Here is a 21,110-nt window from a genome sequence, read left to right on the forward strand (position 1 = left end):
ATGCCTGGACTCAAGATTGACCATGTGTTAACTCATGGTGTTTTTGCGCTCGACGGCGGCGAATGGGAAGTAGATAACAATATCTGGATTGTTGGTGATGACACCGAAGTCTTTATTATCGACGCCGCACACGACGCAGCCCCTATCCTCGACGCCGTAGGGGAGCGGAAGGTCAAAGGCATCTTGTGTACCCATGCGCATAATGACCACATCACGGTTGCGCCGGAATTGTCGAAACGTCTAGATGCGCCGATCTGGGTTCATCCGGGGGATGAGATGTTATGGGTAGAAACCCATCCGGAGGAAAAATTCCAGTCTCTAGCAGACGGGCAGGAGTTGAGTATCACCGGCGCGGAACTTCGAGTTCTTAACACCCCGGGGCACTCACCCGGTTCCTGTTGTTTCTATTTCCCGGAAGCTGGCGAGCTATTTTCTGGAGATACTCTGTTCCAGGGTGGACCGGGTGCTACCGGCGGGCGATCCTATACATCGTTTCCTACCATCATCGAATCAATTCGCGGATCTTTGCTCACGCTGCCTCCGGAAACTATCGTCCACACCGGGCATGGAGATCACACCACCATTGGCGCCGAGGCACCTCATCTTGAGGAGTGGATTCGACGCGGATACTAGGGGGTTTATCTCCCCGATCCCCTAGAGTCAGCCAGATGTTCCCATCTTCCCGGGGTTATTTGACCTCGGGAACTTTGACCTCGCCGGAAGCCACCTTTGCTAGTTCCTGGGTGATAACAGCTTGGAATTGCTCATATGGTTGAGCACCACCAATGAATTTTGTCCCCACATAAAAGCTCGGGGTGCCGGTAACGCCAATGCTGGCGGCTTGTTGCTGGGCGTTAGCCAACACATCATCAAACTCTTTACTGGTGGCATCGGCCCTGAATTTCTCTAAGTTTGGCACCCTGACTTCTTTTGCGATTTCCACAAAGTCATCAATACTGAGCTCCCGTTGATTGCCCTCCTCATCAGAAGTCTTCTTAAAGAGCGCATTTTTATACTCAAAGAACTTATTCTGCGCAGCAGCAGCGCGGGCAGCCTTAGCAGCAGCAATGGAATTATCCCCGTGAGCCGGAACATCATTCCATTCCAAGCGCACTAACCCCTTATTAACGTAGTCCTTGATAATGAGAGGTTCTGTTTCCTCATTGAAATGCTGGCAGTAGGGGCAATAAAAATCCGAATACTCGCTAATAACTACCGGGGCATCGAGAGCGCCGATGCTCAACGGGTCTGCGGAGTTGCGACGATGCACAGAGAGAACATCGGAGCTATCTTCTGGTTCTCGCCCAGGCCCCGAAATCGTGGCATCATAACTGCCATCACTCTGCGGCCGCGGAACATTGGTGATTTTTCCGGCATGCGCTCGAGCGGCGAGCTCCTGGGTGGTAGGGGTGGCGGTTTGATGCCCAAGGACATAACCACCCACCGCCGCAACTGCAATGAGGACCGCAGCGCAAAGCCACGCTATGGCCGGAATAGCCTTCCAACTACGGGAAGATGGCGGTGCGGAAACCCCAGCCGTAGGTGACTGATCTGCAGTGGCAAGACCATGAGTGTCGGATACGTTATTGAGGTCCGGGGAATCATCTCTGTGACTCATGGTTTCTTAGCGTAGTACGTGTTCCCCCGAAGATTCTTCATGGCATGGCAAGGTCGCTGCTTCAAGAAGATACTGCCCGTAACCAGACTTAAGGAGCTGGGATCCTAATTTCCTTAGTTGAGCTGCATCGATAAACCCTGAGCGGTAGGCCGCAACCTCGGGGCTGCCGATAATTTGCCCCGTGCGCTTTTGAAGGACTTCGACGTATGCGGAAGCTTCACTCATCGAATCAATAGTCCCGGTATCTAGCCACACATCACCGTGATGCATTCGTCGAACCTGAAGTTGTTGGCGCCGAAGATATTCTTCGTTGACGCTGGTGATTTCTAATTCCCCGCGGGCCGACGGGGTAATGGTACGCGCTATATTTACGACCTGATTGTCATAAAAGTACAACCCCACCACTGCATAGTGAGACTTCGGGTGCTCCGGTTTTTCTTCAATGCTGTGCGCCTGTCCGTACTGGTCAAACTCCACCACCCCATAGCGCTGGGGTTGGGCTACCTTATAGGCGAAAATGGTGCCGCCGCTATTGTCCACGGAATCTCTGAGTGAGCTGCTAAAACCTCGACCATCAAAGATATTATCGCCCAGAACTAAAGCGACGTTGTCGTTGCCAATGAAATCTTCACCGATGAGGAATGCTTGGGCTAGCCCCTCGGGCCGGGCCTGGACAGCGTAGCTTAAAGAGACTCCCCATTGACTCCCATCGGACAGAAGGCGACGGAAAGCAGGTGCATCTTCCGGGGTGGTGATAATGAGGATCTCGCGGATTCCCGCCTGGATGAGGGTAGTTAGCGGGTAGTACACCATCGGCTTGTCATAGATGGGCATGAGCTGCTTGGAAATCCCTTGGGTAATAGGGTAGAGCCGGGTTCCTGATCCCCCCGCGAGGATTATTCCTTTCATTGCTTAACTCACCTCAGCTACATACGTTGGCAAAACGTCACGCCAATCTCGCGGATAAAAGCCGGTTTCTTGAATCTTATCGAGCTTGAGCGTGGAATGAGCTGGGCGAGGTGCTAAAGACACACCTTGAGCGGCTGAGTATTCCTCGGTGCTGACGACGGTGATTTCTTCGGGGCGGCGCCCCCTGAGCTGAAAAACGTGTTGCGCTAATTCCGCGAAGCTCAGCTGTGGTCCGCTATTGGATAGGTGATAAATTCCGCTAGGGGCCTGGTTGTCCAGCAGATGTATGATGCCGCGCGCTAAGTCTTGGCTAAAAGTGGGGCGACCGTGCTGGTCGCCGACTACCGAGGGAGATGCGCCGGCATCGGCGAGAGAAACCATGGTGCGGATAAAATTACGTCCAGCGCCTATCACCCACGAGGTACGGATGATGTAGTGCCGGGGGCAGCCTAAGGCAGCTAACTCCCCGGCAGCTTTGCTGCAACCGTAGACATTAAGGGGAGAAGGGAAGTCTTGTTCTTCCCACTCCAGCCGGGTGCCATCAAATACGTAGTCTGTGGACACCTGGACAAAGGGGATGTGATAGCGCTGGGCTACTTGGGCTAGAAGGCCAGGCCCTGCCGCATTAATCTGCCACGCATCTCGACGCCCCTCAGCGCTTTCAGCCTGATCGACGCTAGTAAACGCTGCTGCATTAATGATGGCTCGGTAACGTCGCCAATCCAGATTCGCAAGAGTTTCGGGGGCAGTGAGGTCAAGGTGGGGAGACGACCCGGGGCGTCGGGAACTAAACTCAACCTCTGCTTCCCGATTCTGGCTACAGAACTCCTCCCGGAGAGCCTGGGCCAACTGCCCCTCGGAACCGACCACCAGAATTTTTTGCTGTGGCACCGGAGTGGCTTGAGCCAGCGGCGGATGATGGCGGTCCTTCTCGGAGATGACGGCATCACTGAGCGGTATAGGCCAGGCAATATCTAAGGCCGGGTCAGCCAGATTCACCGCAGAATAATGTGCCTCTGGACTCCAGTGATCGGTCACCAAGTAGCTATAAACAGTTTCTTCGCTGAGGGTTTGAAAGCCATTAGCTACCCCGCGCGGAACAAAAACAGCTGTTTCTGGGCCTATCACTCGGCTAACCACTTTGCCAAAGGTGGGGGAGTTCTCTCTGACATCGCACCATGCGCAAAATACATTGCCGTGGGCCACGGAAATGAATTTGTCCCAAGGTTCTGCATGAAGTCCCCGAGTCACGCCACGTCGAGAGTTAAAAGAAAGGTTGTGTTGAACCGGACGGAAATCCGGCAACCCGGCCGCCACCATCTTTTCTCGCTGCCAGTTTTCCTTGAACCACCCACGCTGATCCCCATGCAGGGTAAGGTCACACACCACTAAACCTGCAATACCTGTGCGATGAATCATCACTTATTGTCCTTGTTCTGCATAGGATTGCTCAACTTGGGCTTTATCCGCCAGCCAAAATTCTTCATGCTCTCGATACCAGGCAATAGTATGTTCTAAACCTTCGCGCATTCCCGTATCGGTATCGGTGTAGCGGGGTTTCCACCCAAGCTCACGTCGGATCTTTGAAGAATCCATGGCGTAGCGTTGATCGTGCCCAGGGCGGTCAGCCACATGCTCATAAGCGTCGGGGGAAAGCCCCATCAATTCGCAGATCAGGGAAATGACGCGACGATTATTCACGTGGTCATTATCAGCGCCAATGACGTAGGTTTCCCCCAGGGTCCCGCTGGATAAAATCGCGTGAACTGCCGCGGAGTGGTCATCAACATGAATCCAGTCCCTGACTTGCTCGCCGGTGCCATAGAGCTTGGGGGTGCGTCCACTTAAAATATTCGTGATTTGCCGCGGAATGAATTTCTCAATGTGCTGGTAGGGGCCGTAGTTATTGGAGCAATGAGAAATAGTGGCCGCAATTCCAAAAGATCGTACCCAGGCTCGTACCAGGTGATCTGATCCAGCTTTGGTGGCGGAATAAGGGGAGGACGGTCGATAAGGAGTTGTTTCACTGAAGCGAGAGGGGTCATCCAGGGCTAAATCCCCAAAAACCTCATCGGTGGAGATGTGGTGAAAACGGACCTCGTGGCGTCGCACTGCTTCTAAAAGACTATAAGTGCCCACCAAATTGGTGTAGATAAAAGGGGACGGATCCCTTAAAGAATTATCATTATGAGACTCGGCAGCGAAGTGGACGACGATATCCGCTTGAGAAACCAGCGAATCTACCACGTTAGTATCGCAAATATCCCCCTGAGTGAAGCGGATATCTAGCCCTCGGAGATTATTAAAGTTACCGGCATAGGTCAGTTTATCAAGAACACTAATCTCATAATGTGGAAAATTCTTGAGAGTGTAACGGATAAAATTTGTTCCAATAAATCCGGCACCGCCGGTCACAAGCATTCTCAGGGTTTGTCACCTTCTTGGGGGTTAGTATCCGGATGGGGTGGAATAGCGTTTTGGAGAGCTACTGCCCGAGCAAGCCGCGCATAGCGCAACTCCAATTCTCTAAACCTCAGATACGAGGAAATGATAACGAAGAAGAAAGCCAGGATAGTGGCATAAAGAAGCAGGTCTGTTCCGCGATCTACCCCCAGCCAATTAGCGATAACGGTTAAGTCGTCTGGCCGTAAAATGGCCCAAACACTGGCGCAAAGAAAAATGATGAAACCTAATTTCACCCCCGCTTTGGCGCGGGCCTTTCTGCGGTTAGAAATAAAGTAGACCGCCAGTACAATGATAGCTAAAAGAAGAAGAATTTGAATTAATGTTGCGGTCACGGCAGCCTCTTCGCTAATAGTACGTCAGCTAAAATATTTACTCCGTTAATAAGAGGCTGTCCTTTACTCATGGAATACTCGGTATAAAGGATATCTACCGGTTCTTCTGATACTCTCCACTTCATGTGATCCATCAATGCCACAAATTCTGAGGCGTGAGACATACCGTTCATTCGCAAATTAAGTTCCGTCGCTACTTTTTTATTAAAAACTCGAAGCCCATTATGAGAGTCAGTTAAACCTAAGCGGCGAATGCGCGGGGATAGAGCCACAACAGTACGAAGCACAAGTCTTTTTATCAGGGGAACCTGGTCATCATCTTTTCGAGGGCGGCCAAACCGAGTCCCGACGATGATGTCGAGCGGTTCGTTCCGCAGACGTTCCACCATAGTTACCACGTCTTTTACTTGGTGTTGCCCATCAGCATCAAAGGTGACAAAGTAGCGCGCACCGGGTTGGGAGCGGGCATATTCCACCCCAGTTTGGATGGCTGCCCCTTGTCCTAGATTCACCGGATGGTTTACCAAATGAGCGCCTGCTGCCTGAATTTCAGTAGCGGAGTTATCTGCCGAACCATCATTAACAGCCACGATATTGGGGAAAGTCTGGCGAGCGTTGCTGAGCACGTCACGGATGACGCTGCCTTCATTGAAGCAGGGGACAATTAGCCACGTGTCGGAAAAATCCGAAGCGGCTGAATTAGCGTTTTCCATGAAAAATCCTCATGCTTCCCCGCCGGTGGCAAGATACAAAAGCGATACTAAGGGGATATTAGCGCATCCCCGCGAGGTGTACAGCGGTGCCACTAAGAGGGCCGATGACTAACGCTGCGCAAACGCCCCAACTTAGGGGGAATGGTAGGAGTAGCACTCCAAAGGCCACCACGGAGGCGATGATCCAGCCACCCACGTAGCGAGAATGCTTTTCGATGGCCAAGCTCGCTGCGCCAGTAATAATGAGTGTTCCGGTGCAGGCTGAAGCAAAGGTGAAGATTGCTAAGACTAGTCCCGGCACCCAAAAATCCTCGCCGTAGAGCAGGGTGAGTAGCCACGGTCCCACCGCCCAGGCCGCTAGTGCGCCAAGCAGTCCGACGCTTAACACCGCCGCTACCGGCATAAGGAGCGTGTGAGTTAAGCGCTCTTTGTTGTCTACAAATCGCACAATGAGTGCGGATTGGAACCGCGTCAGCGGAACCAGAATAGGGGCTCGGGTGAGGCTCACTGCCAAAATAACTCCCGCCACGGTAACTCCAGATGAAGCGGTTGTGGGATGTAACCCCTGGCTGACTTGCACAAACACCGGGAATCCTGTGATGAGTGCTGCCGATGCGCCGGTAGCTGCCATTGCTGATAATGTTCGACGCCTTAACGTAGCTGCATTGACATCAGTAAGTGCGCTAAAGATGAGCTTCCGATGGGGACTACCTGCTAACACCACGAGCCAGGCGGCAGCGCCGATAACCGTGATGAGCATGAATGATCCTAAGCCCCACTCACAGAACCATGCGAGGAAAGATAAGACTAAGCGCAAGGTGGCGTCGAGGGCCAATAAACTGGCGTAGTGATGCCACAGGGCGAGGCCAGACAGCACTCCGGATAAAACCGCCTGGAAGATGTATCCGGCTAAACCTAAAGCCAAGATTGCGGTTCCTACGTATTGATGGGAATCAACGATAAGTGGCATCCAGATACCCGAGGTGAAAGTGACTCCGAGTACAGCTATCAGCGCTATCCACCCACCTAGTTTCCAGGGTTGTGCATTATTTCCTGGGGAAGACTGATGTTGGGCATTGGATACCCCTCGGGTGGTTTCTTGCATGAGGCCATCGGCGCAACCGCCAAGGGCGAAAAATAGCCCCCAGTAGGCTTGGAATTGGTCTGCGCCTGAGGCGCCGAGCGCCCAGGCGGCAATTGACATGATGATGAAGCCAGAAAGCGCCGAATAAATGGTGGCGTAGCTGAGCCAACGCATAAGAAAATTAGTCAGCCTTTCCAGGGATGAGCGGAAGCGGGGTCGAGGATTCGGGGAAGGGTGGGAGGGTGGTGGTCCATAGCCATTCGTGGAATAACTGCGTGAGGGTAGTTTCAGGGATATTGCAGGTTTGGCAGGCGCGCCGAGCTTCTCGGAGTAGATCGTGTGGTTCTACGACGCTGTGGCGCCCAGCTGCTACATAGCGTTGGAGCATGGCGAAAAATTCTTGGTTGCCTAGCAAGACTCGAAGGGCATGAAGACATAGCGCACCGCGTTTGTAGAGGCGGTCATCGAACATCAACTTTGGGCCGGGGTCACCAATGATGATGTCTTGAGGTTGGGAAGCCAACCGCTGGTAGTGGGTTCGGGCGTTATCTGCTGCGGGGATGCGGTGGGCATGTTCAGCCCATAGCCACTCCGAGTAGCAGGCAAAACCCTCATTGAGCCAAATGTCATTCCACTGGGCCAAGCCTAAGGAGTTGCCAAACCATTGGTGGGATAACTCATGGGCAACGAGTCTTTCCCACTTGTTGTGCCCTTGGCAATGGTTAGCGCCAAAAATACTTAAGCCTTGGGCTTCGAGGGGGATTTCTAACGGGTCTGAGCAAACGACAACGCGGTAGTCCGAGAATGGGTAGGGACCGTATAGCTCAGAGAAAAGATTGAGCATGGCTGTTTGATCGCCGAAATCATGGAGGAATTCCTGGCGAAGATGGCGTGGAACCCAACCGAGGACGGGGACTCCTTGAGCTGAGGTGGCGAGGGGAATGGAGATAAATTCTCCGACTAACACCGTGGCAAGGTAGGTTGCCATCGGATGTTCGGTGCGATATTCCCAGGTGGTTGCGGAAGCTGATTTTTTTGTGCTGTGTAGGACACCATTGGAAACTACTTGGAAAGGAGAATCGGCGCGCAAAGAAATCTCGAAGATAGCCTTTTCATCTGGGGTGTCATCACAGGGGAACCAACTTGAAGCTCCGCAGGGTTGAGCGGCGACCAAAGATCCGCTTTCTAATTCCTCCCAACCAATTTTCCCCCAGGCAGACCGGATGGGACGGGGATTCCCGCCGTAGTGGATGCGTAAACGGAATTCGCTATCCACGGGGATGGGGTGCTCAAAAGTCATCCATAGCTTGTTAGCTGAATGTTTAAAGCGAGCCGGGCTACTGGAACGGCGTTGGTTGGGCCCTAGAACTTCTACCCGACGCACCTTTAGCGATGAGGATAAATCCAGGCTCAGCCGGGTTAGTGGCTGGTAATTATCCACTACTAGCTCTGCTACTCCGCTGAGGTGATTGGGGATAACTCGATAATGCAGGTCGAGCCGGTAGCGTCGCACATGAAAACCCAGGTTGAAATCCACGCCGGTGTAGGAATCTCGGGTACCAGGGATGGGAGTGGAGCGAAGCCGTTTGCTAGTCATCGGGGCTTAACTTTAGCAAGGAGTGGGACAGCAAAAAATCTCCCGCTCTCTGAGGAAGATTACCTTCAACAATTGAGAGGGGAGACGGGTGTGAAGCTATTCCAGCACCGGGAAGAACTGTTTTATGCCAATCCTAAACCACGGGTGAGAACAGGGAGGAAGTTGCGCAAATCATCGTTCCAATAACCCCAGGAGTGGGTGCCGGTGTTGTTGAATTGGAACTGCGCGGGGATACCGAGGCTATTGAGCTTTGCTTGGAGGTTATGGGTGCAATTGTTGGTTGCGCCTTCAATAACACCACCAACCCCGATCGTTTCCGCCATAGCAACGCCTTTGAGTGCTTCGGGAACATTGGCTAGCCGGGGGCTGGAAGGAAGATCCCAGGCGCCAGCGGTACCGGAACCGTTGGATACATAAATCTCATGACCACGTAGTTTTTCTGCGTTCACCAGGGCATCGTTATAGACGTTGTATTCACCGCCCATGGGGCCCCACATTTGCTCCGGGGTGGCTTTTCCGCGTTGCAGAGTCTGCTGCAAGTAGAACCACGGCAACGGGGTGGAGGTTGCTGCACAACCAGAGAAGGATCCGATGGCTCCGTAGAACCCAGGATGGTGCTCAGCCAACAGCAGGGAGGATGTGGCAGACATGGACATGCCGGCTATCGCGCGGTTGCCATTAGCGTGCAGATAATTTTCCAGTGGTCCTGGAAGTTCTTTGGTGAGGAAAGTCTCCCATTTCTGCGGACCGCCAAGGTTCTCATTGTCTTCGACCCAGTCGGTGTAATAAGAGAATTTTCCGGCCATGGGAATGACCACGTTAAATCCCTTATCCCGATAAAAACTCAGCACATCGGATTGTTGGATCCAGTTAGCGCCGCCTTCGCCGCCGTCGCCTCCATTAAGCAAATAGAGGGTGGGGGCGTTAGGCTTTTCGGCCTTGAGGATAGCTAACGGAACCTGCCGGTTCATAGCTGGAGAATAGGCCAGTACTTCCTCAGTGCGAGGGTCGTCATCATTAACGACCTTGCGCCAGAAGGGGGAGTCATCCGTAATCGGCGCATCATTTTTTGTAATCGTCGACAACGCAGTAGCGCCAGCGACTTGCTGTACGCTGACGGTGGATACAGCGGCGGCAGGTGCCACACCCATGGCACCAAGCACGGCTGCCGCGGTGACCACAACGGTGGCTGCTGGCGCCGCGAATCGGGAGACAAAGCTCATGAGGGTACTTCCTTTGATGTGCTGGAGTAGCGTGACAAAGTAGCTATGGCGGAAAGCTACCAACTCAGGATAGTCTTATCACGCACGCAGAGCGAGATCTAGGGTCTTAAGAATAATCTTGAGAGTTGTGTGATCTTGCTCGATAGCGATAATTCCAATGTTATTTCACTAATTCCCCCAGGAGCGCAACATATTATGAACCCGGTCGAGCAGTTCATTCTCATGATCTCTAATCAACTCGGAGCTAGCATCCATAGCGGTTCTACCAGCTTGGCTGAGATTGCCCTCGCCCTGGGCTGGATCTAGTCTACCCCTGGATAGGGGTACTACGGCGGGGTGATTCACTACCCTCGTGCAGTCCCTTGGGCGACAGTTCGAGGTGGAATCAGTATCGTTACGGGTGTGAGTGAACATTATGATGTCGTAGTCCTTGGTGCCGGCCCTGGTGGGTACGTTGCCGCAATTCGTGCCGCACAGCTTGGGAAAAAAGTAGCTGTAGTGGAAAAGAAGTACTGGGGTGGGGTGTGCCTCAACGTCGGGTGTATCCCCTCTAAGTCGCTACTGAAGAACGCCGAAGTAGCCCATATCTTCAACCATGAGGCAAAAACCTTTGGGATTTCCGGAGAAGTCTCTTTTGATTGGGGGGCGGCTCATTCGCGCTCCCGGAAAGTGTCTTCGGACATTGTTAAGGGTGTTCATTACCTCATGAAGAAAAACAAGATCACCGAGGTCAATGGCCTGGGATCTTTTGAGGATGCTCACACCATCACCATTACCGAGGGTGAAGATAAAGGTAAGACCCTGACCTTTGATGATTGCATTATCGCTACTGGATCAGTGGTTCGCTCCCTACCGGGAGTGGAAATCGGTGGGAATGTCGTGTCCTTTGAGGAACAGATCCTTAGTGAAGAGATACCGGAATCCATGGTGATTGTGGGAGCCGGTGCCATCGGTATGGAATTTGCTTATGTCTTAGCGAATTATGGCGTGAAGCTTACTGTCGTGGAGTTTATGGACCGGGTGTTGCCTAACGAGGAAGCTGAAACCTCCAAGGCTATTGCCAAGGAATATAAGAAGCTCGGCGTTAAGCTGTTGACCGGGTATAAGACCACCGCCGTTCGAGATAACGGTGATTCCGTCGAGGTGGATGTCGAAAGCAAGGACGGGAAGAAGTCTGACACCCTGACTGTTGATCGGGTAATGGTCTCTATCGGTTTTGCGCCGCGAGTAGAGGGCTATGGCCTGGAAAATACCGGGGTGAAACTGACTGATCGTGGTGCCATTGAGATTGATGAGTTCATGCGCACCAGCGTGGATCATATCTATGCCATTGGAGATGTCACAGCTAAGCTCCAATTAGCCCACGTTGCTGAAGCCCAAGGTGTTGTGGCTGCGGAAACCATCGCAGGTGCAGAAACCATGGAGCTTGGTGATTACATGATGATGCCAAGGGCTACGTTCTGTAATCCTCAGGTGGGCTCCTTTGGTTATACCGAGGAAGCTGCAAAGAAGGCTTTCCCAGACCGAGAAATTGTTTCGGCGACCTTCCCCTTCTCAGCTAATGGTAAGGCAAAGGGGCTAGCGGAAACCGCTGGTTTTGTCAAGGTGATTGTGGATAAGGAGTTCGGTGAACTCATTGGCGGACACATGGTGGGGGCTAATGTGTCGGAATTGCTGCCGGAGCTAACCTTGGCTCAGCGTTTTGACCTGACTGCCGAGGAAATTGGCCGCAATGTTCATACTCACCCCACCCTGTCTGAGGCTATTAAAGAAGCCGCAGAGGGAACGATGGGGCACATGATTAACCTCTAGAGGAAAGTCCGCCCGACGCCCACCTGATCCATCCGGTCTCCTTCATTAATAGGGAGCAATAGTGGAGCGGTGGGCATTAATGCTGAGATGCTCATTGATAGAGGGGAAAGCCCGCTGAGTGCAATGGCGCCGGGAACACATACGGCATCCAGTTCCAATGGGTGTTGCTGCTTCGGGGTCATGAAGGTTAAGACCACGGCTATAGACCGTACGTTCGGCGTGGCGAGCTTCACAGCCTAAGCCGATGGCAAAAACTTTGCCGGTAGCCCCGAAATTGGGGCGTTGGTGATGGACTGTTCGGGCAGTCCAGAGGTAATGCCTGCCGTCGGGCATCTCGACATGTTGGCGATGGATTTTTCCGGGGGTAGTGAAGGCTTCGTAGAGAACCCAGAGGGGGCAGGTTCCGCCGGCATTGCTGAAGTGAACGCCAGTGGCGGATTGGCGTTTGGACATATTTCCCGCGCGGTCTACCCGCACAAATGTAAAGGGAATGCCGCGTAATTTAGGCCGTTGAAGGGTGGAAAGTCGGCTTGCGATGGTTTCATAACCGAGGCCAAAAACTTGACTGAGGTAGTCAATGTCATAGCCGTGTTGTTCTGATTTTCGATGGAATTGCTGATAGGGCATGAGCATTGCGGCGGCACAATAGGAGGCGACTCCTCGTCGGGCTAAGTCGAGAGACGCCTGTGACCGGAAATCTTCTTCTCTCAGAACCGCGTCAAGTTCTTCTGCAAACTCTAGAAAAGCTAATTCGGTAGCCATTCTGAAAGCTCGTTGACCAAGGGAAAGGTGAGCGTGAAGCTCAAGAATGCGGGTATCGGGGTGGAAGTGATGAACTAGGCCGTCTTGGTTGCTAATTGTTCGAATGTCGACGCCATGTTGGTTTCGGAGATACTGTTGAATTTCTTGTTCTACCTGGGCAATTGGGGCAGAACCACCCCCTAAAAATTGACCGAGATTTTCTGATTGTTGGTCCAGTCCATGAAGGTAATTTTGTCGGGCATAAAAGAAGTCACGGACTTCTTCATGCGGCATAGCTAAAACCTGGGCGTCGTGATGTCGGGAGTCGGTCGCCAAAGATAATTTGTCTCGGATATTGCAATAGCGCCGGTGCATTTCCACCAGAGCGCGCGCTATTTCCGGGTGGTTGTACACCAGATCAGATAGCTCGTGCATATCGACCGGGACTTTATTGATTTCCACATCGCCGACAACGGTTTCTAGCTCGGCGAGGAGCCGGGAATCATCATCGAGAGAAAAGAAAGTAGCGTCGACGCCGAAGGTTTCGGTGATCTTTAATAGCACCGGCACCGTTAACGGGCGAACATCGTGTTCAATTTGATTTACGTAGCTCGGGGAAAGGTCGAGGGTGGCGGCCAATTCTGCTTGGCTGAGGTCTCGCTCCCGACGGAGTTGGCGGAGCCGGGACCCAACAAATGTTTTAGCCATGCCAAGGAGTGTAATGCCGATTGTGGGGAAGTTTGCATCAGACTTAGCAAGACTTCACAAGTGTGATCTGGAGAGCATTTTGGGTTCCATCGAAAGATTGATCCCGAACGGGGTAGAAAAACCTCATCAAAAGTCTGAAGTGAGGAAAGTCACATATAGTCACCATTTTACTATCTAACCCTCAAGTTTTTCCTAAGAAGCCAGGAACGGGGCCTAATGAGATTCCTTCTCACCTTCTCTCCGAAGGAAAGGCATACCTAAAAAATAGGCCTACCGGCGAGGATGCCGAAGCGATAGCGCGGCACTGAGAGGTTGCTGAGTAGTTGTTTCCGGGGGTGGGTCCTAAAATTAAAGAGACTATGGAGGTGTCATGACTACGAAAAACCCGGATCCCGTGGCCATTGTCCACGGTAAAATTACCGAGGAGCCGCTTCGGGAGCGGCCAAAGTATCCCAGCTGGGCACTGAAGCTCACGATGGCCATCACCGGTCTCATTTTTGGGCTCTTCGTCCTCGTCCACATGGTAGGTAACCTCAAGATTTACCTGCCGTTTGGTAGGGATGGACATGCCCCGATCGATCACTACGGTGAGTGGCTGCGTACCCTTGGTGACCCGTTGCTTCCGCGTGAGGGAGCGCTGTGGATTTTCCGCATCGTTTTGCTTGTCGCTATCGCGCTTCATATTTATGGGGCATTTGCGCTTACCAAACGAGCACACGAATCCCGCGGTAAATTCCGTCGCACCAACCTTATTGGTGGACTGAACTCATTTACCAGCCGCACCATGCTGGTTACTGGCCTCATCTTGTTGGCTTTCATTATTTTCCACATCTTGGACCTCACCGTTGGTGTGGGACCCGCCGCCAGCGCAGAATTTGCTCACGGCGCCATCCGGGACAATATGATTCATAGCTTCTCCCGGATCTGGGTGTCAGTCTTTTACATCATTGCGATGGTGATGCTCTTCCTGCATCTAACTCACGGTGTTTGGTTAGCTGCAAGTGACTTAGGTATCACTGGCCGTCGCTGGCGTCAGGCGATCCTTGTGATTGCCTATCTCGTTCCAGCCGTGGTCATGATCGGCAATATTTCCATGCCCTTGGCAATCCTCTTCGGATGGATTAGTTGAGAGACCGGTTAAGGAAGAGGAATCATGAGCAATAACACTGATACCGCCGCTCGTAAGGAGTTCCGTCAGCCGGGCTCGATTGTTAGCGAAGTTCGTCCGGGAAGCATCCTTGACTCCCACGAGCCCAAAGGTATTCCCATGAAGGATATGTGGGAGTACCAAAAGGACCACATGAACCTGGTTTCCCCGCTCAACCGCCGGAAGTTCACCATTCTCGTGGTGGGTACCGGCCTTAGTGGTGGCGCTGCTGCCGCTGCTTTAGGTGAGTTGGGATACAACGTTAAGTCCTTTACCTATCACGACGCCCCGCGCCGTGCTCACTCCATCGCTGCACAGGGTGGTGTGAACTCCGCTCGCGGTAAGAAGGTTGATAACGACGGAGCTTATCGGCACGTCAAAGACACCGTTAAGGGTGGAGACTATCGCTGCCGTGAATCTGATTGTTGGCGTCTGGCGTATGAATCGGTTCGCGTCATCGACCACATGAATGCCATCGGAGCACCTTTTGCTCGGGAATATGGCGGCACGTTGGCCACCCGTTCTTTCGGTGGTGTGCAGGTGTCTCGTACCTACTACACCCGTGGTCAAACAGGACAGCAGCTGCAGCTATCCACGGCTTCTGCTTTGCAACGCCAAATCCACCTAGGGGCAGTAGAAATCTTCACCCACAATGATTTGGTGGACTTTATTGTCACTGAAAAAGAGGGTGAGAAGCGCTGCGAAGGCATTATTACTCGCAACCTCATTACTGGTGAACTCAGTGCTCACACCGGTCATGCGGTGGTGCTAGCGACGGGTGGATACGGCAACGTTTATCACATGTCGACGCTGGCGAAGAACTCCAATGCTTCAGCGATGATGCGTGCCTATGAGCATGGTGCCTACTTGGCGTCACCTTCTTTCATTCAGTTCCACCCCACCGGTCTTCCGGTGAACTCCACCTGGCAGTCGAAGACCATTTTGATGTCTGAGTCGCTGCGTAATGATGGTCGGATCTGGTCCCCGAAGAAGGCAAAGGATGATCGGGATCCCAACTCAATTCCTGAGGAAGAGCGGGATTATTTCCTTGAGCGTCGTTACCCCGCATTCGGTAACTTGGTTCCGCGTGACGTTGCCTCTCGTGCAATCTCACAGCAAATCAATGCCGGTCTAGGTGTTGGTCCCATGCATAACTCCGCGTATCTGGACTTCCGGGACGCTATTGAGCGGCTTGGAAAAGAAACAGTACGTGAGCGTTACTCAAACCTCTTCCAAATGTATGAAGAGGCTATTGGTGAAGACCCCTACACCACCCCGATGCGGATTGCCCCTACCTGTCACTTCACGATGGGCGGGTTGTGGACCGACTTCAACGAAATGACCTCCATTAATGGTCTGTTCGCCGCTGGTGAGTGTTCCTGGACCTATCACGGTGCTAACCGTCTAGGTGCGAACTCCCTGCTTTCTGCTTCCGTTGATGGATGGTTCACCCTACCGTTTACTGTTCCTAATTACCTGGCTCCGCTGCTGGGTACGGAGAAATTGGCGGAGGATTCCCCGGAAGCCCAGGCGGCTATTGAGAAAGCCCAGGCCAGGGTTGATCGCCTGATGAATATCAAGGGCGATAATCCTCATGGTCCGGAGTACTACCACCGCCAGCTTGGTGAAATTCTCTACTTCTCTTGCGGTGTGTCCCGTAATAAGAAGGATCTGGCAGACGGTATTGAGAAGATCCGTGCTCTCCGTGATGATTTCTGGGCTAATCTGCGCATCACCGGCGAACAGCATGAAATGAATCAGGTGCTGGAATATGCCAACCGGGTTGCTGACTACATTGACCTCGGTGAACTGATGTGTATCGACGCCTTAGACCGTGATGAATCATGCGGTGCTCACTACCGTGATGATCACCTTTCTGAGGACGGCGAAGCCGAGCGTGATGATGAGAACTGGTGCTTCGTTTCTGCCTGGGAACCGGGCCACGACGGCACCTTCATCCGCCACGCTGAACCCCTGTACTTCGATTCGATCCCGCTGCAGACAAGGAACTACAAGTAATGAAACTGACACTGGAAATCTGGCGTCAGGCTGGACCTACGCAGGAGGGCCGTTTCGAGACCATCGAGGTCCCGGATGCAGTGCCGCAGATGTCCATCCTGGAATTGCTCGATCACGTCAATAATGGCCTTATTGAGCAAGGTAAAGAACCTTTCGCTTTTGCCTCTGACTGCCGTGAAGGTATTTGCGGTACTTGTGGCTTGACCGTTAACGGTCGCCCCCACGGTGCGGATAAAAACAAGCCGGCTTGTCAGCAGCGTTTGGTCAGCTACAACGAAGGCGATCACCTGCGCATTGAACCGCTGCGTTCTAATGCTTATCCGGTGATTAAGGATATGGTGGTTGATCGTTCGGCCCTGGATCGGGTTATGCAGCAAGGTGGCTATGTGTCCATCAATGCTGGTACCGCACCAGATGCAGATACCCTCCACGTCAACCATGACACCGCTGAGCGAGCTTTGGATCACGCAGCCTGTATTGGTTGTGGCGCTTGCGTTGCCGCTTGCCCCAATGGTGCAGCACATCTATTTACTGGCGCCAAGCTGGTACACCTCAAGATGTTGCCGCTCGGCAAGGAAGAGCGTGGCAAGCGTGCTCGGAAGATGATTGATGAGTTGGAAACAAACTTCGGCCCTTGCTCTCTCTATGGGGAGTGCGCCGACGTATGTCCGGCTGGCATTCCGCTAACCGCTGTTGCCGCTATCAATAAGGAACGCGTGCGGGCTGCACTTCGCACCAAGGACGACTGAGGTAACATGAAGATCAGCTGTGTCATGCTGATCAATTCTTAAGAAAGGTGAGTGATGGTGATGGCATCTACCGCGGCCAACGCCTCTCAAGAATCATTTCCGGCCTATGAGGGCCGTATGCACTACATCGAAGGCTATGTCCCTTCTAGCCTTGCTGCTCCTCACTCCTCTCTGGAGCGTAGTTCCACGTGGATGGGGATGGGCTTGGTCCTTACTTCCCTCGCCGGGTTCGGCACCTTGGTCTTTGGATTAGCGTCTCTGCTGTGGAATCCGCTGCAAGCAGGTCTGTTCTTTACCATTCTCGGTGCTGTTATTGCCGTGGTCTGTCTGGTCGGTGGCTTCGGGCTGATCCACTTCGGACGGCGCAACTATCGCCGCTACGTCGCAGAAACCGGGCGTCACGTCTAGTTCTTTAGCCATCACTGCCTGAAACTCACCCAGGCACATCTCCATAAGCAACAGGGCACCCTTTCCGTCAGGAGGGTGCCCTGTTGGTTCATAATGGACATTATGGCCAAGCATGAACTGCGTTCCCCGGAAACACGTCCGTTACCTGGTCCCTCGCCAGAAGTAGAAGCGGAACGTCGTCGCACTCTCCGCCGACATAAGGCTTTTGTTACTGGACTTCTTATCATTGCCGCCCTCATTTTCTTAAGCTGCAGTTGGTGGCAGTCGCAGCATGAAGATGCGGCGGCGTGGGTGGGGTATGTTCGAGCCGCGGCTGAAGCCGGCATGGTTGGTGGATTGGCTGATTGGTTTGCAGTCACCGCGTTGTTTCGTCATCCCATGGGGATACCTATTCCACATACCGCGTTGATTCCGAAGAAAAAAGACCAGTTAGGGGATCAACTATCCGGATTTGTGGGTGAGAACTTTCTGAACGCAGAGCTGATTACGGAGAAGGTGGAGCAAGCTCATCTTCCGGAACGAGCAGCGCAGTGGTTACGCCAACCAACGAACGTGGACAAGGTATCCGCCCAGGTTGGTAAGTTCACTGCGCGCGTGGTTGCGGCCATTGATCCGCACGAAGCAGAAACCCTGTTGCGCACCATGGTGGTAGATAAACTCGCCGAACCTGAGTGGGGACCGCCAGCTGGACGAGTCTTAGAACAACTCATTGCGGATGGACGCACTGAGCCGCTGATTGAAGAATTAGCACATTGGGCGCATAAGAAGGCTCTCGGTGCTGAAGAACTGATCATTCGGATCATTGATGAGCGCAAACCGGTGTGGGCTCCCCGTTTTGTTAATAATCTCATCGGGGAGAAAGTGTACCGGGAACTCATTAAATTCACTGAAGCTGTATCTGCGGACCCCAATCATGAAGCCCGTCATGCGGCGCGACGTTGGCTTAGCCGCTTGGCTCATGATTTGCAGTATGACCCGGCCATGATTGACCGGGTAGAGCGATGGAAAGGCGATGTTATGGGCTCTCAGGCCCTCGCCGGAGCAGCGGGATCACTATGGCGCTCCACCTCAGCAAGCCTAATAGAGCAAGCAGAAGACCCGAACTCCTTATTGCGAACCCGGATCAGCAAACTAGCACGGGAATGGGGGCAACGGCTAAGCGAAGATAAGCAATTACGGTTGAGCCTAGATGACCGGGTACGAAGCGCGGCGCGTTTCTTGGCAGATAACTATGCTGAGGAGATCACCGCGATTATCTCCGATACGGTGAGGCGTTGGGATGCTGAAGAGGCCAGTGAAAAAATCGAGCTCATGGTGGGGAAGGACCTCCAGTTTATTCGCCTCAATGGAACCATTGTGGGTGCATTAGCTGGCCTGGCCATTTACACTGTTAATCAGTTACTCTTTGGAGCATAATTTTTAGGGGAGAGACAATGTCAGAGGAAAATAAGCCGTCGAAGGTATGGTCAGAAGCCGCTCAGCAGCTAAAGAACGTGGTTGGGGAGTTCAAAGATCACTACCAGAAAGAATCCCCCGGACATGCCGAGGATTCTGCGTTAGAAAAGCTAAAAAGCGCTGGGAAGGAAGCGCGGAATCGCCTTATTGATGCCAGGAGTGCAGAAGAATTAAAAAGCGCTGTGAAGGATTTTATGGAGCACTCCGGTGACGCGGTGAAACAATTGGGGGATACGGTGCAACGCGCAGCTAGAGAAACAAAGGATAGTCCAGCGGTGGACCAGGCGCGGGCGTCGTTAAGTGATGCTTTTGCTACGTCCAAGAACACGGTTCAAGAAAAGGTTAAAGAGTATCGGGAGCGCCGACACTCTCAAGGCGATAACCCTCCACCCACCGTGGATGGGGAAGTGATTTCGGATCACACCGTGGAGGACCAAGAATAGTGGGTATCGAGTTCTATAACTATCTCTTTCTAGCCTTGGGTTATGGCCAGCGTGCCTTCTCAGTACTGTTGGCGATAGCCGGCCTTGTCGGCGCAGCATTAGCGGCGTCCACCCGGGATGATGCCTTCCCCGCCGCGGACCGGATGTCAAAATTAGCCTGGGTGGGTATGCTACTGGCTAGCTCTGCGGTGCTTTTCCTCAACTTCACTATTCACCTTCCGCTTTTGACGTGGATTGCCATAGTCATTATCGGAATTTATTGGTTTGATGTGCGGCCACAGATAAAAAGCCTCATCGACGGCACGTATGGTTACTCATAACCATGTCTCAGTTTCCTACCGCATTCACGCACCCTGAGGCTTGCCGAGAGGACCTAAAAAATGTCCTCGACGCCCATCTCAGCGAGCTCATCTCTAGTCCTAGTCCTCAGCTGTGGGTGCCGCCGGATCTTCTCCCGGTAACAGCTCAAGCTCAGGAATCTGGCCTAGTGCCGGGTAGTTTCGCCGGCTTTCCTCATGGACACCATGACACTCTTGTAAAAGCGGCGGAAGCTCGGCTGGCTGTGCAACACGGTGCGGGGGCAATCGCAGTGGTCTTACCCCCGGATCTACGCCAAGATCCGAATGCTGCGCTCTCTGAGTTGGTCATGCTCCGTGAAGCTGTCCCTCAACCCGTGCGGCTTTCTCTTCTTTTAACCGGAACCGGCTCCGGATCCCAGGAATTGTTGCGCATGTCAGCACGAGCAGGCGTAGATTCCGTCATTCTTCAGGTGGAACACGCTCAACCCCCGACGCTAGAGCTCAAGGTGCTCCAGGAGACGGCGCTAGGGCTGGAGCTTTTCGCCCCACTTTCTCAGGCCCTGGAAGTCTCCTCCTGGCCTAATGTGCAGAGGTGCTGGTGGCAATCTGATTAAGGTTCACATTGTCCCCGGTAATTAGGAGCTCCAAACCGCCATCAGTGATTTTGGCGTCTTGAATAGTGAGGTTGCGATCCTTTGATTTCGTCCCCTGGGACAGCACCCGGCTAATGGCTTGGTTGATGTTGTCAGAAAGATTAATCCCAAAGAATGAGCTGTTCACAGTCTCTAGATTAAGGTCCCCATTTACTGCACTTGGCCGCAGAGTCAGCGAAGCAGCTCCATCGGTAAATTCAATGTTCATGGTGTTGTCCTGGGCGTTAGTTGTTACCGCAGTGACGTGGATAATGGAACGCAGGACTGCCGTTGCGTAGTCTTCTTGGGAGGTTTCCCCGGCCATATTCTTTTGAAGCACGGCACGGAGATAGTCTCCACTAAGCGTGGTGTTGGTTTCCATGTGTTGGGCCACGGGTTGCTGGCTATCGCTAATATCCACGTCGCTCAAAATGACGTGGGCCTCCGGTTGTCCCTTAATATTTGGGGCGTCACCGGGGCTTCCCGGCCAGCTGATATTCAACGTATCCGGGGTGGTCAGGTCTACGTGGCTGACATTCTTCGTGATCACCGACAACAACAATGGATGCCACCCAAAAGATATTTTCGGATCCGCAGGCTCACTAATTCCAGATTCCTGAGCCTGCTGGGCAACGGAGTGCTCAAATTGTCGACCAACAATAAACCGAAGTGCTATTTCTGCGGCTAGCAGCAATACCACCAGGATAATAAGGAGGGTCCAGATTACTTTTCCAACATGAGTTCTTTTAGCCACG

At 52.9% G+C, this 21,110-nt stretch carries 21 protein-coding genes; 10 read left to right on the forward strand and 11 right to left on the reverse strand.

The window, feature by feature from the left end:
- On the forward strand, positions 1–633 hold the full coding sequence (locus GP475_RS01710; protein ID WP_187974941.1) for an MBL fold metallo-hydrolase: 633 nt from the start codon (positions 1–3) through the stop codon (positions 631–633).
- A gap of 55 nt (positions 634–688) precedes the next feature.
- Here the strand turns inward: GP475_RS01710 and GP475_RS01715 are convergent, their stop codons facing one another.
- The 9 genes from GP475_RS01715 to GP475_RS01755 form a co-directional block, all read right to left on the reverse strand.
- Positions 689–1,618, reverse strand: a complete 930-nt coding sequence (locus GP475_RS01715; RefSeq protein WP_187974942.1) for a DsbA family protein — start codon at positions 1,616–1,618, stop codon at positions 689–691.
- Between the two features lie 6 nt (positions 1,619–1,624).
- Positions 1,625–2,527, reverse strand: a complete 903-nt coding sequence (rfbA, locus tag GP475_RS01720) for a glucose-1-phosphate thymidylyltransferase RfbA (protein ID WP_187974943.1) — start codon at positions 2,525–2,527, stop codon at positions 1,625–1,627.
- A 3-nt stretch (positions 2,528–2,530) separates the two neighbouring features.
- Positions 2,531–3,949: a dTDP-4-dehydrorhamnose reductase gene (gene rfbD, locus GP475_RS01725; RefSeq protein WP_394367400.1), complete on the reverse strand. Its 1,419-nt coding sequence runs from the start codon at positions 3,947–3,949 to the stop codon at positions 2,531–2,533.
- Positions 3,950–4,948 carry a dTDP-glucose 4,6-dehydratase gene (gene rfbB / locus GP475_RS01730; RefSeq protein WP_187974945.1) on the reverse strand — a complete coding sequence of 333 codons (999 nt, stop codon included), beginning with the start codon at positions 4,946–4,948 and terminating at the stop codon, positions 3,950–3,952.
- A 2-nt stretch (positions 4,949–4,950) separates the two neighbouring features.
- On the reverse strand, positions 4,951–5,325 hold the full coding sequence (locus tag GP475_RS01735; protein WP_187974946.1) for a DUF2304 domain-containing protein: 375 nt from the start codon (positions 5,323–5,325) through the stop codon (positions 4,951–4,953).
- Complete coding sequence (locus GP475_RS01740; RefSeq protein WP_187974947.1) at positions 5,322–6,038, reverse strand: glycosyltransferase family 2 protein; 717 nt, start codon at positions 6,036–6,038, stop codon at positions 5,322–5,324. The genes GP475_RS01735 and GP475_RS01740 overlap by 4 nt, the downstream gene beginning before the upstream one ends.
- A 58-nt stretch (positions 6,039–6,096) precedes the next feature.
- Positions 6,097–7,296 carry an MATE family efflux transporter gene (locus GP475_RS01745; RefSeq protein WP_187974948.1) on the reverse strand — a complete coding sequence of 400 codons (1,200 nt, stop codon included), beginning with the start codon at positions 7,294–7,296 and terminating at the stop codon, positions 6,097–6,099.
- Between the two features lie 7 nt (positions 7,297–7,303).
- Positions 7,304–8,719, reverse strand: coding sequence for a M1 family metallopeptidase (locus GP475_RS01750; RefSeq protein ID WP_187974949.1), 1,416 nt, complete (start codon positions 8,717–8,719; stop codon positions 7,304–7,306).
- A gap of 122 nt (positions 8,720–8,841) precedes the next feature.
- Complete coding sequence (locus tag GP475_RS01755; RefSeq protein ID WP_187974950.1) at positions 8,842–9,942, reverse strand: alpha/beta hydrolase; 1,101 nt, start codon at positions 9,940–9,942, stop codon at positions 8,842–8,844.
- Between the two features lie 402 nt (positions 9,943–10,344).
- Here GP475_RS01755 and lpdA point away from each other — a divergent pair, with 402 nt between their 5' ends.
- Positions 10,345–11,754: a dihydrolipoyl dehydrogenase gene (gene lpdA, locus GP475_RS01760; RefSeq protein WP_187974951.1), complete on the forward strand. Its 1,410-nt coding sequence runs from the start codon at positions 10,345–10,347 to the stop codon at positions 11,752–11,754.
- A 45-nt stretch (positions 11,755–11,799) separates the two neighbouring features.
- On the opposite strand, the gene ramB is transcribed toward lpdA, so the two are convergent.
- The gene (ramB, locus tag GP475_RS01765; protein WP_187974952.1) at positions 11,800–13,203 is read right to left on the reverse strand and encodes an acetate metabolism transcriptional regulator RamB; all 1,404 of its coding nucleotides are present in this window, start codon (positions 13,201–13,203) and stop codon (positions 11,800–11,802) included.
- Positions 13,204–13,573: 370 nt separating this feature from the next.
- Between ramB and GP475_RS01770 the strand changes: the two genes are divergently transcribed.
- The 8 genes from GP475_RS01770 to GP475_RS01805 all read left to right on the forward strand — a co-directional run bounded on the left by GP475_RS01770 (position 13,574) and on the right by GP475_RS01805 (position 20,337).
- Entirely contained in the window at positions 13,574–14,332 is a 759-nt protein-coding gene (locus GP475_RS01770) for a succinate dehydrogenase cytochrome b subunit (RefSeq protein ID WP_187974953.1), read from the forward strand.
- 24 nt (positions 14,333–14,356) lie between these two features.
- Entirely contained in the window at positions 14,357–16,369 is a 2,013-nt protein-coding gene (locus tag GP475_RS01775; protein ID WP_187974954.1) for a fumarate reductase/succinate dehydrogenase flavoprotein subunit, read from the forward strand.
- A complete protein-coding gene (locus GP475_RS01780; protein WP_187974955.1) occupies positions 16,369–17,118 on the forward strand; it encodes a succinate dehydrogenase/fumarate reductase iron-sulfur subunit in 750 nt (249 codons plus the stop codon). Before GP475_RS01775 ends, GP475_RS01780 begins: the two co-directional genes overlap by 1 nt.
- Positions 17,119–17,178: 60 nt before the next feature.
- Positions 17,179–17,526, forward strand: a complete 348-nt coding sequence (locus GP475_RS01785) for a hypothetical protein (RefSeq protein ID WP_187974956.1) — start codon at positions 17,179–17,181, stop codon at positions 17,524–17,526.
- A gap of 102 nt (positions 17,527–17,628) precedes the next feature.
- Complete coding sequence (locus tag GP475_RS01790) at positions 17,629–18,942, forward strand: DUF445 domain-containing protein (protein ID WP_187974957.1); 1,314 nt, start codon at positions 17,629–17,631, stop codon at positions 18,940–18,942.
- 17 nt (positions 18,943–18,959) lie between these two features.
- Complete coding sequence (locus GP475_RS01795; RefSeq protein ID WP_187974958.1) at positions 18,960–19,424, forward strand: CGLAU_01105 family protein; 465 nt, start codon at positions 18,960–18,962, stop codon at positions 19,422–19,424.
- Between the two features lie 5 nt (positions 19,425–19,429).
- The gene (locus GP475_RS01800) at positions 19,430–19,744 is read left to right on the forward strand and encodes a DUF2516 family protein (RefSeq protein WP_224400332.1); all 315 of its coding nucleotides are present in this window, start codon (positions 19,430–19,432) and stop codon (positions 19,742–19,744) included.
- A gap of 2 nt (positions 19,745–19,746) precedes the next feature.
- Complete coding sequence (locus GP475_RS01805; RefSeq protein ID WP_187974959.1) at positions 19,747–20,337, forward strand: hypothetical protein; 591 nt, start codon at positions 19,747–19,749, stop codon at positions 20,335–20,337.
- Here the strand turns inward: GP475_RS01805 and GP475_RS01810 are convergent.
- The gene (locus GP475_RS01810) at positions 20,303–21,109 is read right to left on the reverse strand and encodes an LmeA family phospholipid-binding protein (protein WP_187974960.1); all 807 of its coding nucleotides are present in this window, start codon (positions 21,107–21,109) and stop codon (positions 20,303–20,305) included. The genes GP475_RS01805 and GP475_RS01810 overlap by 35 nt on opposite strands.
- Position 21,110: the final 1 nt, after the last annotated feature.

Source organism: Corynebacterium poyangense, from assembly GCF_014522205.1.
Classification (GTDB): Bacteria; Actinomycetota; Actinomycetes; order Mycobacteriales; family Mycobacteriaceae; genus Corynebacterium; species Corynebacterium poyangense.